The sequence below is a fragment of the Roseovarius salincola genome, assembly GCF_026891095.1.
GTDB classification, from domain to species: Bacteria; Pseudomonadota; Alphaproteobacteria; order Rhodobacterales; family Rhodobacteraceae; genus Roseovarius; species Roseovarius salincola.
Genome location: NZ_JAPTNL010000007.1, coordinates 25,472 through 41,235, shown reverse-complemented (window position 1 = coordinate 41,235; position 15,764 = coordinate 25,472). Strand labels below are relative to the sequence as shown.

Sequence of the window (15,764 nt, the reverse complement as noted above, 5' to 3'; positions counted from 1 at the left end):
TCTGGCTGCAAATACCTCGGGGTGAATTGGCCGAAGGCCAAGAGGGGCAGCGCCCCTCTGCTTCGCGAGGGGGTCATCCATGACACGCGATCTTTCCCGCCTTTTGCGCCCGCGCTCGATCGCCGTGATCGGCGGCGGGGCGTGGTGCGCCAATGTGGTCGAGCAATGCCGCAAGATGGGCTTTGCCGGCGATATCTGGCCCGTGCATCCGCGCCGCAGCGAACTGGGCGGCGTCGCGGCCCATGCCAGCCTTGCCGATCTGCCCGGCGCGCCCGATGCGGCATTCATCGGCGTCAACCGCCACGCCACCATCGAGGTGACGGGCGCGCTCGCCCTGATGGGGGCGGGCGGAGCGGTCTGTTTCGCCAGCGGCTTCAGCGAGGCGCAGGCCGAGACCGGCGACGGCGCCGATCTTCAGGCGCGATTGCTGCAGGCGGCGGGTGGGATGCCGGTGATCGGGCCGAATTGCTATGGTTTCGTCAATTATCTCGACGGGGCGCTTTTGTGGCCCGACCAGCATGGCGGGCAGCGTTGCGACTCGGGCGTTGCGATCCTGACCCAAAGCTCCAACATCGCGCTCAACCTCACCATGCAGGCGCGCGGCCTGCCGCTGGCCTATGTGCTGACCGCCGGCAACCAGGCGCAGACCGGCCTTGCCGATATGGGCCGCGCGCTTCTGGCGGATGATCGCGTGACCGCGCTGGGCCTGCATATCGAAGGGGTGGGCGATCTGCGCGCCTTCGAGGCGCTCGCCGCCGAGGCACATGCGCGCAACAAGCCGGTGATCGCCCTGAAGGCCGGGCGTTCGGCCCATGCGCAGGCGGCGGCGGTCTCGCATACCGCCTCGCTGGCGGGCAGCGATGCGGGAGGCCGGGCGCTCTTGCGGCGCCTGGGGTTTGCGCAGGTCTTCAGCCTGACCGCCTTTCTGGAAAGCCTGAAGCTTGTGCATCTGGCGGGTGCGCTGCCATCGAACCGGATCGCCTCGATGTCCTGCTCGGGGGGCGAGGCCAGTCTTGTGGCCGACAGCGCCGAGGGGCGCGATATAGTGTTTCCTCCGCTCGGTGAGGAGCAGAAAAGGGCGCTGCGCGACGCGCTCGGGCCGATGGTCTCGCTGGCCAACCCATTGGATTATCACACCTATATCTGGGATGATGTCCCGGCAATGGCGCGCACATTCACGGCGATGCTGTCGGGCGATCTGGCGCTTGGTTGCCTGGTTGCCGATTTCCCGCGCACGGATCGTTGCAGCATGGACGCCTGGGAATGCATCATCACGGCCAGCGTGATCGCGTCGCGCGAGAGCGGCAAGCCGCTTGCGCTGATCGCCACCTTGCCCGAGGCGCTGCCCGAGCCGCTCGCGCTGCGCTGCATCGAGGCGGGGCTCGTGCCGCTGCTCGGGCTGGATGACGCGCTGAGCGCGATCGAGGTTGCCGGTTTTCTCGGCCGGCCCCGCCCCGATCGCGCGCCGCTTCTGCTGCCCGGCGCGCCCGGGGCGCCCGGCACCCTCAGCGAAGCCGAGGCCAAGGCGGCGCTCGCGCGGCATGGTCTGAACGTGCCGCGTGCGCTGCGCGCCGAGAGCCACGCCGCGCTGGAAGATGCCGCGCAGCGGATCGGCGCGCCGCTGGTCATCAAGGCCGAAGGCCTTGCCCACAAGACCGAAGCGGGCGGCGTCGCGCTCGCCCCGCATGACCCCGCCGCCGCCATCGCCATCGCCCGCGCCATGCCATGCGAAAGCTGGCTGGTCGAGGAAATGATCACCGACGGGGTGGCGGAACTGCTGATCGGTGTCATCCGCGATCCGGCGCATGGCTTCGTGCTGACGCTTGGCGCGGGCGGCACCCTGACCGAGATCGTCGCGGACAGCGCGCAGCTTCTCCTGCCCGTGACCCGCGCCGATATCGACGCCGCCCTTGACGGCTTGCGCATCGCGCCGCTGCTGACGGGGTATCGGGGCGCGCCGCCGGTCGCGCGCGCCGCCATTGCCGATGCGGTGCTGGCGGTGCAGGATTACGTGACGCGCCACGCCGAACACCTTGAAGAGGTGGAAATCAACCCGCTCATCTGCACGCCCGGCCGCGCCGTGGCGGTGGATGCGCTTATCACCATCGCAACCATCGGAGAGATGCCATGACAGAGAGCCCCGTCAAGACAACCCGCTCGGGCCATGTGCTCGAGGTGACGCTGGACCGGCCCAAGGCCAACGCCATCGACATCGCCACCAGCCGCATCCTCGGTGAGGTGTTCCGCGATTTTCGCGACGATCCCGACATGCGCGTCGCCCTGATCACCGGCGCGGGCGAGAAATTCTTCTGCCCCGGCTGGGATCTCAAGGCCGCCGCCGATGGTGACGCGGTGGATGGCGATTACGGGCCGGGCGGATTTGGCGGCATTCAGGAAATGCGCGCGATGAACAAGCCGATCATCGCCGCCGTCAACGGCATCTGCTGTGGTGGCGGGCTGGAATGGGCGCTTTCGGCCGATATCATCCTGGCCGCCGATCACGCGCAATTCGCCCTGCCGGAAATCCGCTCGGGCACGGTGGCCGATGCCGCCAGTGTGAAACTGCCCAAGCGCATCCCCTATCATATCGCGATGGAAATGCTGCTGACCGGGCGCTGGATCGACGCCGAAGAGGCCGCCCGCTGGGGCCTCGTCAATCATATCCATCCCGCGGGCGACCTGATGGCGAAGGCGCGCGAAATGGCCGGGCATCTCGCATCCGGGCCGCCCCTCGTCTACGCCGCCCTCAAGGAGATCGTGCGCGAGGCCGAGGCGATGACCTTTCAGGACGCCATGAACCGGATCACCCGGCGCCAGTTCGAAACCGTCGATCTGCTCTATGCTTCCGAGGATCAGGCCGAAGGCGCCCGCGCCTTCGCCGAAAAACGCGATCCGGTCTGGAAGGGGAAATAGGCTTTGCCGTGATGCGCGCGTCTTTGGGATGCGCCGCCAGCCCAAACCCCGAACGAAAACGCGCCGCCCAACGGGGGGCGGCGCGCATCACTCGTTACCGCAAAGTCTAGTTGGTGATGATCTCCGGTCCCATGAAGGTGTTGGGCAGCACCGTCGATATCCACGGGATGTAGGTGATCAGGATCAGGAACACGAACAGCACCGCCAGGAAGGGCAGGGCGGCGCGCACGACGCTCATCATCGGCATTCCCGCCACGCCCGAGGTCACGAACAGGTTCAGACCCACAGGCGGCGTGATCATCCCGATTTCCATGTTGACCACCATGATGATGCCGAGGTGAATGGGGTCGATCCCCAGCTCCATCGCAATCGGAAAGACCAGCGGCGCCACGATCACCAGAAGCCCCGAGGGCTCCATGAACTGTCCGCCGATCAACAGGATCACGTTGACCACGATCAGGAACATCACCGGCCCGAAACCCGCATCCAGCATCGCTCCCGCGATCTGCTGCGGGATCTGCTCGTCGGTCAGCACATGCTTGAGGATCAGCGCGTTGGCGATCACGAACAGAAGCGTCACCGTCAGCTTGCCCGCCTCAAATAGCGTGTGGCGCGTATCGGCATGAAAGAACGCCGTGATCAGCGCCTGTGGCTTGCGCAACAGGCTGATGTTGCGTCCCTCGCCCTTGGTCGCGAGCGGTCCCATGTCCTTGTAGACGAAGCTGGCGATGAAGAACGAATAGACAGCGGCCACGGCGGCGGCTTCGGTCGGCGTGAAGATGCCGCCATAGATGCCGCCGAGGATGATCACGATCAGAAACAGCCCCCAGGCCGCATCGCGCCCCGAGGACAGGATCTCGCCCCAGCCCAGCCATTCGCCCTTGGGCATGTTGCGCAGCCGGGCCATGACATAGATCGCCGTCATCAGCATCCCGCCCGCCATCAGGCCGGGGATCACACCGGCCAGGAACATGCGCCCGACCGAGACCTCGACCGCGGCGGCATAGACCACCATCACGATCGAGGGCGGAATGAGAATGCCCAGCGTGCCCGCATTGGCGATCACGCCGGCGGCGAAATCGCGGGTATAGCCCACCTGCCGCATGCCCGCGATCACGATCGTGCCGATGGCGACCACCGTCGCCGGGCTCGACCCCGACAGCGCGGCAAAGAGCATGCAGGCGAAAACCCCGGCAATGGCCAGCCCGCCATGCAGATGCCCCACGCAGGCGATCGAAAAGCGGATGATCCGCTGCGCCACGCCGCCCGTCGTCATGAAGGACGAGGCCAGGATGAAGAACGGGATCGCCAGCAGGGTGAAATGTCCCTCGAAGGCCTCGAACAGGGTCTGCGCGATGGACGCCATCGAGCTTTCCGAGAACCACAACAGGAACAGGGTCGAACTCAAGCCCAATGAGACGGCAATCGGCACGCCCACCAGCATCAGGCCGATCACCATCACGAAAAGAAGAACAACTTCCATCACTCATGCTCCCCTTGCTGGGCGCGAATACTCTCAAGCTCTTCCTCGACCTCGTGGCTGGCGACCAGCCGGTCGCTCTCGCCCCGCCAGATCGCCACCGCGGCCTGGGCGAAACGCACCGTCAGCAGCAGCATCGAGACCGGCAGAACCAGATACGGGATCGCCTTGGGGATCTTCTCATAGCTCTCACCCTCGTTGATCAGCGTCTCGAGGAACTTCAGCGGCGCGATCATCGGGATGTCCTGCACCTCGTACCAGCCCTGGCCGCGCGTCGCGAAATTCAGCCCCGTGGGAAACCAGCGTCCCGTGGTCGGCGGCAGTTCCGCATAGGGCGCCCAGTAATCCCAGGCGCCCTTCAGCAGCATCAGCGCGAACACGAGGCAGCAGGCCACCGAAAACAGCGCCATTCCGCGGCGCAGCCCCGTTGGCATCATGTTGAGCAGCGCATCCACCCCCAGATGGGCGCGTTTCTTGACCGCATAGGAAGCGCCCAGCAAAACCAGCCAGCCGAACATGAACACGGTCAGTTCGAGCGCCCAAAGGATATTGGAATTGAACAGGTATCGCGCGAGGACGTTGGCGAAGGTCACCATCGTCATCAAACCGAGAAGCGCGGCGATCACGGTTTCCTCGATCCTGTCCGCCATGCCGTGACGGGTCTGCATCTTTCCCCCTCCCTCTCACCGGGTAAGAAAAAGGCGGGCCATGCGAAACGGCCCGCCCTGCCGGCTGCACCAATGGCGCAGCGCGGTATCACATGCTGGCGTTGATCGCCTGGGCCGCGTCGATGTTCTCCTGGCCGACATCGCCCTTGAACTGCTCCCAGACGGGCTTCATCGCCTCGACCCATTTCTCGCGCTGCTCGGGCGTCAGCTCGCGGACCTCGCCACCGGCGTCGATGATCGCCTGCTTGGCCTCCTGGTTGACCTGCGCGGACTCGCTGTTGCGCGTCTGCGTCACCTCACCCAGGATGGTGAGGAACTGCTCGCGCACGTTCTCGTCAAGCCCGTTGAGCCAATCGATATTGGTCACCACCAGATAGTCGATCACACCATGGTTGGTTTCGGTGACGCCATCCTGCACCTCGAAGAACTTCTTGCCGTAGATGTTGGACCAAGTGTTCTCCTGACCGTCCACGACACCCTGCTGCAACGCGCCGTAAACCTCGGAAAAGGCCATTTTCTGCGGGCTGCCGCCGATCGCTTCCATCTGCGCAACCAGCACATCCGAGGATTGCACGCGGAATTTCAGGCCCTCGGCGTCGCTCGGCTCGATCAAGGGAACATTGGCCGACATCTGCTTCATGCCGTTATGCCAGTAGGCCAGCCCCTGAAGGCCGCGGCGCTGCATCGAATCCAGCATGTCCTGCCCGGTCTCCGAGGCCTGGAACGCGTCCACGGCATCGATGTCCGTGAACATGAACGGCAGGTCGAACAGACGGAACTGCTTGGTGAACTTCTCGAATTTCGACAGCGACGGCGCGGCCAGCTGCACATCGCCCTGCAACATGGCTTCCAGAACCTTGTTGTCGTTGTAAAGCGTCGAGTTGGGATAGACTTCCATGCACATCGTGCCGTCCATCTCCTCGTTCACGCGCTTTTCAAGCAGCGAGGCGGCGATGCCCTTGGGGTGCTTGTCGGTATTGGTGACGTGGCTGAACTTGACCACGATCTCGCCATCGTCACAGGCCGCGGATGCGGCGCCGGCGGTGACGCTCAGGGCCATCGCGGTCGCGGTGGCTGTCAGGAATTTCATGTCAGTCTCCTCCCATTCATTGAGACATTGCAATCAGCGCCCTCAGGCGCGACGCAGGCATGTTTTCGCATGGCGGCCATGCACTCAAGACAAGACGCCGAAAAAATAACCTGTCTTGAAAGATACATTATAATCAGCATTTTGGACGGTAATTCCGGGGTGCGCCGCGATGCTGCACGACAGCATTGTGCGGCATCCCGCACAGGGTCTGACCATGTTGTGCGGATTTCCGCACAGGACTCTGCGCAGACCGGTCCCACGCCCGTCCCTTCATCTGGCCGCAAATACCTCGGGGGGTCCGGGGGGCTGGCCCCCCGGCGCCGGCCCCGAAAGCACAGGCGTGAAAAGCGCGCGGCCATCGGCAGGCAGGGCCGCTACTCGCGCCGGAACTCCTCGGGGCGTATGCCATAGCGCGCCAGCTTGTCGTAAAGCGTCTTGCGCGGCAGTTTCAGCATCTTCGCCGCTTGCGCGGCGCGCCCGTTCTGCCGGCTCAGCGCCGCGATCAGCAATGATCGCTCCACCCTCGCCATCTGCTCGGCCAGCCCCAGTTCGGCGGCCTCTTGGGTTTCTCCGGGCATGCCCAGCACGAAACGCATCGCCGCGCTCATCAGCGAGCGCGTATTGCCCGGCCATTCCTGCGCCATCAGCGCCGCCATGTGATCGGGCGAGACTTCCGGCACCGGCAGCCCCGCCTGCTCGGCCGCCAGCGCGACATAATGGCGAAACAGCACCGGGATGTCCTCGGGCCGCTCGGCCAGCGACGGGATGCGCACCGGCATCACGTCGAGGCGGTAATAAAGCTCGGCATGCATCCGCCCGGCCTCGACCTCGGCTCTCATGTCGACGCTTGCGCCCGCGATCACCCGCGCGCCCGTGCCCTGTTCGATCCGCTCCAACAGCGCGTATTGCGCCGGGTTCGGCATTGCCGCCACCTCATCGAGAAACAGGCTGCCCCCGGCGGCGGCGCTCAGCGCCTCCTCCAGCGCCCCGAGATCCAGCGAGGCCGCGGCGCGCTTGACGAACGGCCCGGTCGCGTCGGGCGACATCAGGTGGATCACCTCGGCCACCTTGGAAATACCCGCCCCCGGCGGGCCGGTGACCAGCACCTCGGCCCGCGTGGGCGCCACAGCGCGCACCCTTGCGCGCAGATCCTCGGCGATGCGCGAGGTGCCATGCAACATCCGCGCCGCCGGATCGCCGGTCTCAAGCTGCACCTTCAGGCGCCGGTTCTCCAGCACCAGCGCGCGTGTCTGCAATGCCCGGTTCAGCACCGCCAGAAGATCATCCTGCGCACAGGGCTTTTCCAGGAAGTCGAACGCGCCTTGCCCCATCGCCTCCACCGCCATGGGGATATCGCCCTCGCCGGTCAGCAGGATCACCGGCAGCTCCGCGTCGATCTGCTGGGCATGGGTCAGCAAATGGAATCCGTCGCGCCCCGGCATGCGGATATCCGACAGGATCACCCCGGTGAATCCCGGCACGATATGATCCTTCGCCTCGATGAAGGAGCCGGCCGCCAGCGCCCGCAGATCGGCCAGCTCCAGCGTCTGCGTCAACGCCTCGCGCACGGCGGCGTCGTCATCCACCACCAGGACCGTCTGCGGCTTCGGGCTCATGCGGCTTCCTCCCCGGTTTCGGGCCAGCGCTCCAGTTCCACCCGGAATACCGCGCCGCCCTGTGCGGCGTTGCGGCCGCGGATATCGCCGCCGAAACTCTGCACCAGCCCGTATGAGATCGACAGGCCCAGCCCCATCCCCTCCGATCCCCCGACCTCCTTGGTCGAATAGAACGGATCGAAGATCTTTTCGGGCTCGTCGATGCCGGGGCCGGTGTCGCTGACTTCGACCGCCACCACCGGATCGCCCGGCTCGACGGTGATCAGGATGCGCTTCTCGGCGCTCTCGGCCATGGCGTCGGCGGCATTGGTGATCAGGTTCAGAAGGACCTGACCCAGCCGCACCTCTCCGGCCTGCACCATGACGGCGCCGGCGGGGGGCGTCCATTCCACGCCGATGCCGTCGCGCTCAAGCCGGGTCTCGGCCAGTTCCAGCGCCTGGTTGATCACCGTCACCAGATCGACCCGCGCGACGGGTTCGCTTTCATGCCTGGCAAAGGCGCGCAGGTTGCTGATGATCCGCGCCATCCGTGCCGCCAGGTCCGAGATGCGCGACAGGTTCCGGCCCGCCATATCGGCCTTGCCCTTGCCCAGGAAGGTCGCGCCATTCTCGGCGAATTGCCGGATCGCCATCAATGGCTGGTTCAGCTCGTGGCTGATCCCCGCCGAGATCTGCCCCAGGGCGCTCAGCTTTCCGGCCTGCACCAGATCGCTCTGCGCCTGCCTCAGCGCGGCTTCGGCCTCCAGCCGCTCGCTCACCTCGCGGCGCAGCGCCTGGTTGGCACCCGAAAGCTCGGCGGTGCGCTCGGCGACCCGCTGTTCCAGCCGCTCATTGGCGCGCGCCAGGATGCGCCGCCGCTCCGCCGCCTGAAACAGCAGCCCGCCAAAGGCCAGGCAGATCACCGCAAAGACGCTGGCCTGAAGCCCCGCCACCCATTGCGCCTGCGCCACGTCCAGCAGCGCATGGCCGGTCATGCCGATCACCGGCAGATCCTGCGCCAGGTGCAGCGCCTGCGAGGGCAGGTAAACGCCCCAATCCATCCGCCACAGCTCATGCCCCGCGATGCGTTCGGCCTCGAAGGCGGGCGCGCGCACCTGACCGCCCGGCAACAGCCCGGCACCGCCCGCGCCGGTGCGCCAGAACATCAGCTCCGAGCGGTTCGAGACGAACACCCGCCCTAACACATCGGTAAAGAAGACCGCGGGCTGCCCGCCGATCCAGTCCCACTCCAGCTCCGCGATGTCGACCAGCACCACCAGCACCCCGCGCACCTCTCCCTCGGCGGGGCCAAAGGCGGGGGCGGCATAGATATAGGCGCGCTGCCCCGAATTCCCGTAATGCCCATAGCTCTGCCCAAGCGCTCCCTGTAGCGCGCGCTCGAAATAGCGCGCACCGGTCAGGCGGTCCGGGCTGTCCCCGGACCGCGCCAGAACCTGCCCCGCCGGGTCGGCATAAAGAAGGCCCATGGCCCCGGTCTTGTCGGCGGCCTGCTGCAACAGCGCGCGTGCCGCGCGGTTGTCCGCGCCCGGGCGCAGCGCCGCCAGCGCGGGATGCTCGGCCATCAGCACCGCGAGCTCCTGATAGCGGCGCAATTGCCCTGTGAACCGGTCGGCGGCCAGCGCCAGGTCGGATCTGGCCTGTTTCTCAAGCTGGTCCAGCGCCTGAACGTAGCCATAACGCCATATTCCGCCAGCCAGCACTCCGACCACCAGAACGAACAGCGCGACGACCGCAAGACGTTTTCCCGGCGCATGTGTCATGATCGCCTTTTTAGGGGGTGGCGCGCCCGCTGTCACGCCATCGCGACGGGGCGCCCCAGCGTGATCCCCTGCACATCTATACGCGTGTCATAGACCAGAAGCTCGACCCCGGCGCCGCGCGCCTTTTCGAATGCGGCGCTGTAGGCCGGATTGATATCGCCCGCCAGCGCGAAGGCCCGCGCATCGCCGCGCTGGATAAGATAGAACATCACCGCCCTGTGGCCGTCGCGCGCCATCTGCGCCAATTCGCCCAGATGCCTGGTGCCGCGCGCCGTCACGCTGTCGGGAAACTCGGCCAGCCCCGGCTGGCGCATCAACGTCACCGATTTCACCTCGACATATGCGGCGCGCCGCCCCGCGCCCTCGAGCAGGAAATCGACCCGGCTGCCCTGCCCGTATTTCACCTCGGCGCGCAGCCGCTCGTATCCGGCCAGTTCCGCCACCTCGCCCGCCTCCAGCGCCGCGCGCAGCGCGCGGTTGGGCAGCATCGTGTCGACCCCGGTGAATTGCCCCTCGCCATGTTCGACCAGCCGCCAGCCATATCTCAGCTTCTTGCGCGGATCGTCGTTGCGCTCCACCCAGATCCGCATCCCCGGCTCCGCCAGCCCGGTCATCGCGCCGGGATTGGCGCAATGGGCCACCACTTCGCGCCCGTCCTGCAACCTTATATCGGCCAGGAAACGCTTGTAGCGGCGGATCAGCACGGCAGGCTCAAGAGGGGTTTGAAAGCGCATGACGACGGGCCTATACCGATCCCCAAACCCCTGCAAGGAGCGTGTCATGCCCAACCCAACCGCCGCCATGCTGGTCATCGGAGACGAGATCCTCTCGGGCCGCACCCGCGATTCAAACATGTATCACCTCGCCGGGGAACTGACCCACATCGGCATCGACCTCTCTGAGGTCCGCGTCGTCAGCGATGATGCCGACGCCATCACGGGCGCGGTGCGTGCGCTCAGCGATGGTTTCGACATGGTCTTCACCTCGGGCGGCATCGGCCCAACCCATGATGACATCACCGCCGAGAACGTCGCGCGCGCCTTCGGCGTGCCCATTTCCGTGCGTGACGACGCCCGCGCCCTTCTCGAGGCGCATTACGCGCGCACGGGTTCCGAGCTGAACGAGTCCCGCCTGCGCATGGCCCGCATCCCCGAAGGCGCGACCCTGATCGACAACCCGATCAGCGCGGCGCCCGGCTTCACGCTCAGGAATGTGCATGTGATGGCCGGTGTCCCCGCGATCTTCGAGGCGATGCTCGCCTCGATCCTGCCGACGCTGGTGGGCGGCGCGCCGGTGCTGTCGCAATCGCTTCAGATCTTTCGCGGCGAGGGTGATATCGCCGGACCGCTCGGCGATCTGGCCGACCGCTACCCCGATCTTGGCATCGGCTGCTACCCGTTCCAGCGCGACGGCGTGTTTGGCGCGCAGGTCGTGATCCGTGGCCAGGACGGCGCGCGCGTCGATGCCGCCATCGCCGAGTTGAACGCGATGTTCCCCGCATGACGCCAGCGCAGCTTTACGCGGTGGTCGCGGCCACATGGCCCGCCGCCGAAACCCGCAGCTGCGGGGCCTGGACCATCCGCGACGGGCAAGGCGGCGGCAAACGGGTGTCGGCGGCCACCGCGCGCGCAGACATCATCAGCGCCGATGACCTGCCCGCAGCCGAATCCGCGATGCGTGCCCTCGGGCAAACTCCGCTCTTCATGATCCGCGCGGGCGACGAGGCGCTCGATGCCCTGCTGGCGGGCGCGGGCTACTCGGTGATCGACCCGGTCAATATCCATCTTGCGCCAGTGACCGACCTGAACGCGCCGCAACCCCATTCCACCAGCTTCGCCATATGGGAACCCCTGGCGATCCAGATCGACATGTGGGCGCAAGGCGGCATCGGGCCGGGCCGCCTCGCGGTGATGCGGCGCGCGCAATGCCCCAGGACCTCGATCCTGGCGCGCGACGGTCAGCGCCCCGCCGCCACGGCCTATGTCGGGCTGCATGACGGGATCGCCATGGTCCATGCTCTCGAAGTCGCGCCCCATTGCCGCCGCCGGGGCATGGGGCGGCGGGTCATGCTCCGGGCCGCCGCCTGGGCGCGCGAGAATGGCGCGACCCATATCGCCGCTGTCTGCACGCAAGAGAACGCCGCCGCGAATGCGCTCTACGCTTCCCTCGGGATGGCGCTTGTGGGACAGTATCACTACCGCATCAAGGAGGAGGCCGGACCCAAATGAGCAACACAGACAGCCCGACCGCGCTCGACCTGCCGATGGTCGACCCGCTGCCCGAGGCCACGCAGAAATATTTCGACATCTGCCAGGACAAGCTGGGCATGGTGCCCAATGTGCTCAGGGCGCATGCCTTCGACATCGACAAGCTCAACGCCTTTTCGGCGATCTATAACGACCTGATGCTGGCCGATAGCGGCCTCAGCAAGCTGGAACGCGAGATGATCGCGGTGGTGGTCAGCTCGATCAATCGCTGCTGGTATTGCCAGGTCGCCCACGGCGCGGCGGTGCGCGAACTTTCGGGCACGCCCGAACTGGGCGAGGCAATGGTGATGAACTGGCGTGTCGCCGATCTCGACGCGCGTCAGTGGGCCATGCTCGCCTTTACCGAAAAGGTCACGCGCGCCAGCGCGGAAATCACCGAAGACGACCGTCAGGCCCTGCGCGATGCCGGTTTCAGTGACCGCGACATCTGGGACATCGCCAATGTGGCCGGATTCTTCAACATGACCAACCGCGTCGCCAGCGCCACCGGGATGCAGCCCAACGCCGATTACCACGCGCAAGCCCGCTGAATGCGATGACGACACGACTCGTCCTTCTCATCCTTGCGATGGTCCTTGCGCCGCCGATGGCGCGGGCCGTCGATCTGACGATTCCGGGCAACGCTGCCATGACCCGCGAGATCACCGAGGAGGCGGGCAGCTACCGCCTGCCGGTCGGACCTTATTCCGACGGCTCGGTGTATGGTTTCCGGGTCGAGGGCGCGATCGCGCAACAGGCCTGGCGGATCGACGCGCAGGGCATGACCACGCTGCAAATCCTTGCGCCGATGCGCCAGCAGCTTGTTGATGCCGGGTTCGACATCCTTTTTGAATGCGCGGCCCAGACATGCGGTGGCTTCGATTTCCGGTTCAACACGCGGGTCATGGCCGCGCCCGACATGTTCGTCGACCTGCTCGATTTCCGTTTCCTGTCGGCGCGCCGCAACGGCCAGGACGATGGTGCCGATTACGTCACGCTGCTGGTCAGCCGCGCCAATGAATCCGGCTATGTCCAGATCATCCAGGCCGGTGGCGAACAGATCGAAGTCGTCGACAGGCCCGTTGCGCCCGATGTCGTGCCCGATGCGCCGCCGCTGGCGGATCAGTCCCTGACGCAGAGGCTTCTCGGGCAGGGGCATGTGATCCTGTCGGGCCTCGATTTCGAAACCGGCTCCGCCGCGCTCGGTGCGGGACCATATGCATCGCTGCGGGCGCTCGCGGATTTTCTCAATGCCGATACCAACCGCCGCGTGGCGCTGGTGGGGCATACCGATACGGTCGGCGGGCTTGATTCCAATATCACGCTTTCGCGCGAACGTGCCGCCTCGGTTCTTTCGCGCCTTGCGGAAGACTACCAGGTGTCCCGCGCGCAGATGGATGCCGAAGGCGCGGGCTACCTCGCGCCGATCGCCTCGAACCGCACCGCCCGCGGGCGCGAATCCAATCGCCGGGTCGAGGTGGTTTTGCTGCGCGGCGACTGACCCGAGCGAGGGCCGTTTTGCGGCCTGTTCGGGTTTTGTACGAAATATTCCGGCGCATGACCGATTTTGGTACAAAATCGCCGTACAAAACGGACGTTTTGTACGGTGTTCAGCCTTGCGGGCGTTGCGGAATCAGCTGCTGTGCGATGCCTGCGAAGAGCAGGTAGAGACTGGTCAGAACCAGCCCCCAATGCGCCCAGCTTTGCGGGTGGAAATCCACCCAGGCGGCCCATCCCGCAAAGAATACCCACGCAAACGCCACCGGCAACGACACCGCGCGCCAGCGCCGCGTGCGAACCGGATGAATGAATTTCAACGGCAGGAACATTGCCACCGAAAGCGCCGTGACCAGTATCAGGATCAACCAGACCGGCGGTTGCACGGCAAACATCACAAGCACCGTCATCTGCCAGCAGCCGGGAAAGCCGGAAAATGAATTATCCTTTGTTTTCATATCTGTGTCGGCGAAATAGAGCGCGCTGGCATAGGTAATGAGGATGATCACGACCCACCCCGTCCAGCCTGCCAGCAGGTCGGATTTGAACAGCGCGAAGGCCGGGATGAAGACATAGGTCAGGTAGTCGATGATCAGATCCAGCAGCACCCCGTCAAAGCGCGGCGCGTTCTGCCAGACCAGGTAGCGGCGCGCCAAGGGGCCGTCCAGACCGTCCACCGCGAAGGCCACGACCAGCCACAGGAACATGAGGTCCCATTTCCCGTCCGCCGCCGCCAACAGCGCCAGCATCGCGAAAACCGCCCCGGACGCCGTCAGGAAATGAACAAGTAATGCCTTTGAATTCAATAACATACATCTTTTCTCGCTCAATCAGGTCGTCAACGCAAGCGGCCTTTTGGGTGCGCCATGTTGTAAACTTCCATCAACCGGCTGCTATCGACCGCCGTGTATGCCTGCGTCGTCGAAAGCGACGCATGCCCCAGCAATTCCTGTATCGCGCGCAGGTCACCTCCGGCATTCAGAAGATGCGTCGCAAAACTGTGGCGCATCGCATGTGGCGTTGCGCTGGCGGGCAGGCCAAGCTGATTGCGCGTCGCCTCGGTCACCTTCTGCACAATGCGCGGGTTGAGCGCGCGCCCCCGCACCCCACGAAACAAGGGCTGTCCCGGCCCCATGTCGAAGGGGCAGAGCGCAACGTACCGCGTCACCGCATCGCGCGCCGGGGCGATCACCGGAACCACACGCTCCTTGCCGCCCTTGCCGATAATGCGCAGCGCGTCACCGATCGGAAGGATGTCGCAGGTCAGGCCAAGCGCCTCTGATATCCGCAACCCGCAGCCGTAAAGCAGCGTTACGACGGCCTGATCACGGGCCGCGACCCAAGGATTTTCCGATTGCATTTCAAGGGTTTCGATCATGTCCCGCGCGGCGTCTGGCGCGAGCGGCCGTGGTAATTTGCGCTGAAATTTCGGGGCACGCGCCGAAAGAACTGCGGTGGGGTCGAACCCTTCGCGCTCGGACAGCCAGCGGTAGAAGCTCTTGACTGCAGACAGTTTGCGCGCCAGCGAACGCGGCCCCACATCGCGCCCGCGCGTGAAGGCCATCCAACTGCGCATGTCACCGATCCCGATGGTGCTGAGAGCGCCAAGCCCCTGGGACTCGCCCTTGTGTTCGGTCACGAAAGACAGGAACGCGGCGACATCGCGCCCATAGGCGTCCAGCGTGTTCTCGGATGCGCCTTTCAGCGCCTTCTGGGCCTTCAGCCAACCCTCGAGCGCGTCGCGGGCGGCCGCGCTGATCATGACAACCAGCGGCGCATCGTGCGTTCGAATACGCCCGCGAAAAAGGTCAGCAGGTCAGTGCCCTGTTGCGGGCTGAACTGATGCGGATCCTCGGCGCCCATGGCCAGCATGCCGGGAAGGCGGCCATTGCCGAAGTCAAGAAGCAGGCATGCCTCAGAGCGCACATAGCCCGCGTCCTGCGCGTAAACCCGTGCATCGCCCTCGCTGATCTGGCGCAGCGTCACCGGACGCGGCAGGCTGCTGCGCCCGTCGCTCAGATACGAGGCGATGAAGCCCGGTTCGGCCACCGATAACACGCCCCCAAGCCGCCGCACGGTCGGGTCGGTCTCGTCCTGCACGGATTCAAGCACAAGCTTCATGCTGTCCACCCGCAGGATCTCGGCGACCTCGCCACCCAGATCGCGCAGGAAAACCTCGAACTCGACAGGGTCCAGCATCCGCAAGATCGCGCGATGAACCTGGTTGGTGCCGGCCAGATTGTCATAGGCGGCGGCGATAACCGATCGGTGCGTATCCTCGAGCCGGTCAAGACGCGCCTCGAGGCGTTCCATCGCGATGCCCCGAAGGTCGACGATATTGCCACCCATGGCGCGCTCGTTCGCGGCAATGAGTGCCCGCATAAGATATTGATCTTCAAGGATAACATCGGGCTGCGCGATAATACGCTCGCGAAGGTTGTCGTCCATCAGGGGCTTGCCGCTCATACTGGCCTCGGTCTTGTTTTGACGTTTT

15 protein-coding genes are annotated in these 15,764 nt (G+C 65.5%); 6 read left to right on the top strand and 9 right to left on the bottom strand.

The window, feature by feature from the left end; all coding sequences use genetic code 11:
* The first annotated feature begins 79 nt into the window (after positions 1–79).
* Positions 80–2,131 (top strand): acetate--CoA ligase family protein, encoded by a 2,052-nt coding sequence (locus tag N5A93_RS09605; protein WP_268954869.1) that lies wholly within the window; start codon positions 80–82, stop codon positions 2,129–2,131.
* Positions 2,128–2,913 (top strand): carnitinyl-CoA dehydratase, encoded by a 786-nt coding sequence (locus N5A93_RS09600; RefSeq protein WP_268954868.1) that lies wholly within the window; start codon positions 2,128–2,130, stop codon positions 2,911–2,913. Before N5A93_RS09605 ends, N5A93_RS09600 begins: the two co-directional genes overlap by 4 nt.
* Positions 2,914–3,019: 106 nt before the next feature.
* Here N5A93_RS09600 and N5A93_RS09595 read toward each other — a convergent pair whose 3' ends face one another.
* The 6 genes from N5A93_RS09595 to sfsA form a co-directional block, all read right to left on the bottom strand.
* On the bottom strand, positions 3,020–4,396 hold the full coding sequence (locus tag N5A93_RS09595; RefSeq protein ID WP_268954867.1) for a TRAP transporter large permease: 1,377 nt from the start codon (positions 4,394–4,396) through the stop codon (positions 3,020–3,022).
* Entirely contained in the window at positions 4,396–5,061 is a 666-nt protein-coding gene (locus tag N5A93_RS09590) for a TRAP transporter small permease (RefSeq protein WP_268954866.1), read from the bottom strand. The genes N5A93_RS09595 and N5A93_RS09590 overlap by 1 nt, the downstream gene beginning before the upstream one ends.
* 88 nt (positions 5,062–5,149) lie before the next feature.
* Positions 5,150–6,151 (bottom strand): DctP family TRAP transporter solute-binding subunit, encoded by a 1,002-nt coding sequence (locus N5A93_RS09585; RefSeq protein ID WP_268954865.1) that lies wholly within the window; start codon positions 6,149–6,151, stop codon positions 5,150–5,152.
* A gap of 374 nt (positions 6,152–6,525) precedes the next feature.
* On the bottom strand, positions 6,526–7,767 hold the full coding sequence (locus N5A93_RS09580) for a sigma-54-dependent transcriptional regulator (protein ID WP_268954864.1): 1,242 nt from the start codon (positions 7,765–7,767) through the stop codon (positions 6,526–6,528).
* Complete coding sequence (locus tag N5A93_RS09575; RefSeq protein ID WP_268954863.1) at positions 7,764–9,527, bottom strand: sensor histidine kinase; 1,764 nt, start codon at positions 9,525–9,527, stop codon at positions 7,764–7,766. Before N5A93_RS09575 ends, N5A93_RS09580 begins: the two co-directional genes overlap by 4 nt.
* A gap of 32 nt (positions 9,528–9,559) precedes the next feature.
* Entirely contained in the window at positions 9,560–10,261 is a 702-nt protein-coding gene (sfsA, locus tag N5A93_RS09570) for a DNA/RNA nuclease SfsA (protein WP_268954862.1), read from the bottom strand.
* Between the two features lie 46 nt (positions 10,262–10,307).
* On the opposite strand from sfsA, the gene N5A93_RS09565 reads away from it, so the two are divergent.
* The 4 genes from N5A93_RS09565 to N5A93_RS09550 are packed head-to-tail and all read left to right on the top strand — an operon-like array spanning position 10,308 to position 13,274.
* Complete coding sequence (locus tag N5A93_RS09565) at positions 10,308–11,030, top strand: competence/damage-inducible protein A (protein ID WP_268954861.1); 723 nt, start codon at positions 10,308–10,310, stop codon at positions 11,028–11,030.
* Complete coding sequence (locus tag N5A93_RS09560) at positions 11,027–11,755, top strand: GNAT family N-acetyltransferase (protein WP_268954860.1); 729 nt, start codon at positions 11,027–11,029, stop codon at positions 11,753–11,755. The genes N5A93_RS09565 and N5A93_RS09560 overlap by 4 nt, the downstream gene beginning before the upstream one ends.
* Positions 11,752–12,324, top strand: a complete 573-nt coding sequence (locus N5A93_RS09555; protein WP_268954859.1) for a peroxidase-related enzyme — start codon at positions 11,752–11,754, stop codon at positions 12,322–12,324. The genes N5A93_RS09560 and N5A93_RS09555 overlap by 4 nt, the downstream gene beginning before the upstream one ends.
* Positions 12,325–12,329: 5 nt before the next feature.
* Positions 12,330–13,274, top strand: a complete 945-nt coding sequence (locus N5A93_RS09550) for an OmpA family protein (RefSeq protein WP_268954858.1) — start codon at positions 12,330–12,332, stop codon at positions 13,272–13,274.
* 109 nt (positions 13,275–13,383) lie between these two features.
* On the opposite strand, the gene N5A93_RS09545 is transcribed toward N5A93_RS09550, so the two are convergent.
* From N5A93_RS09545 to N5A93_RS09535, 3 genes are read right to left on the bottom strand one after another with little or no spacing between them, the layout of a single operon-like run.
* Positions 13,384–14,082 (bottom strand): CDP-alcohol phosphatidyltransferase family protein, encoded by a 699-nt coding sequence (locus N5A93_RS09545; RefSeq protein WP_268954857.1) that lies wholly within the window; start codon positions 14,080–14,082, stop codon positions 13,384–13,386.
* A gap of 26 nt (positions 14,083–14,108) precedes the next feature.
* A complete protein-coding gene (locus N5A93_RS09540) occupies positions 14,109–15,032 on the bottom strand; it encodes a tyrosine recombinase XerC (protein ID WP_268954856.1) in 924 nt (307 codons plus the stop codon).
* The gene (locus tag N5A93_RS09535) at positions 15,029–15,736 is read right to left on the bottom strand and encodes a DUF484 family protein (protein WP_268954855.1); all 708 of its coding nucleotides are present in this window, start codon (positions 15,734–15,736) and stop codon (positions 15,029–15,031) included. The genes N5A93_RS09540 and N5A93_RS09535 overlap by 4 nt, the downstream gene beginning before the upstream one ends.
* Positions 15,737–15,764: the final 28 nt, after the last annotated feature.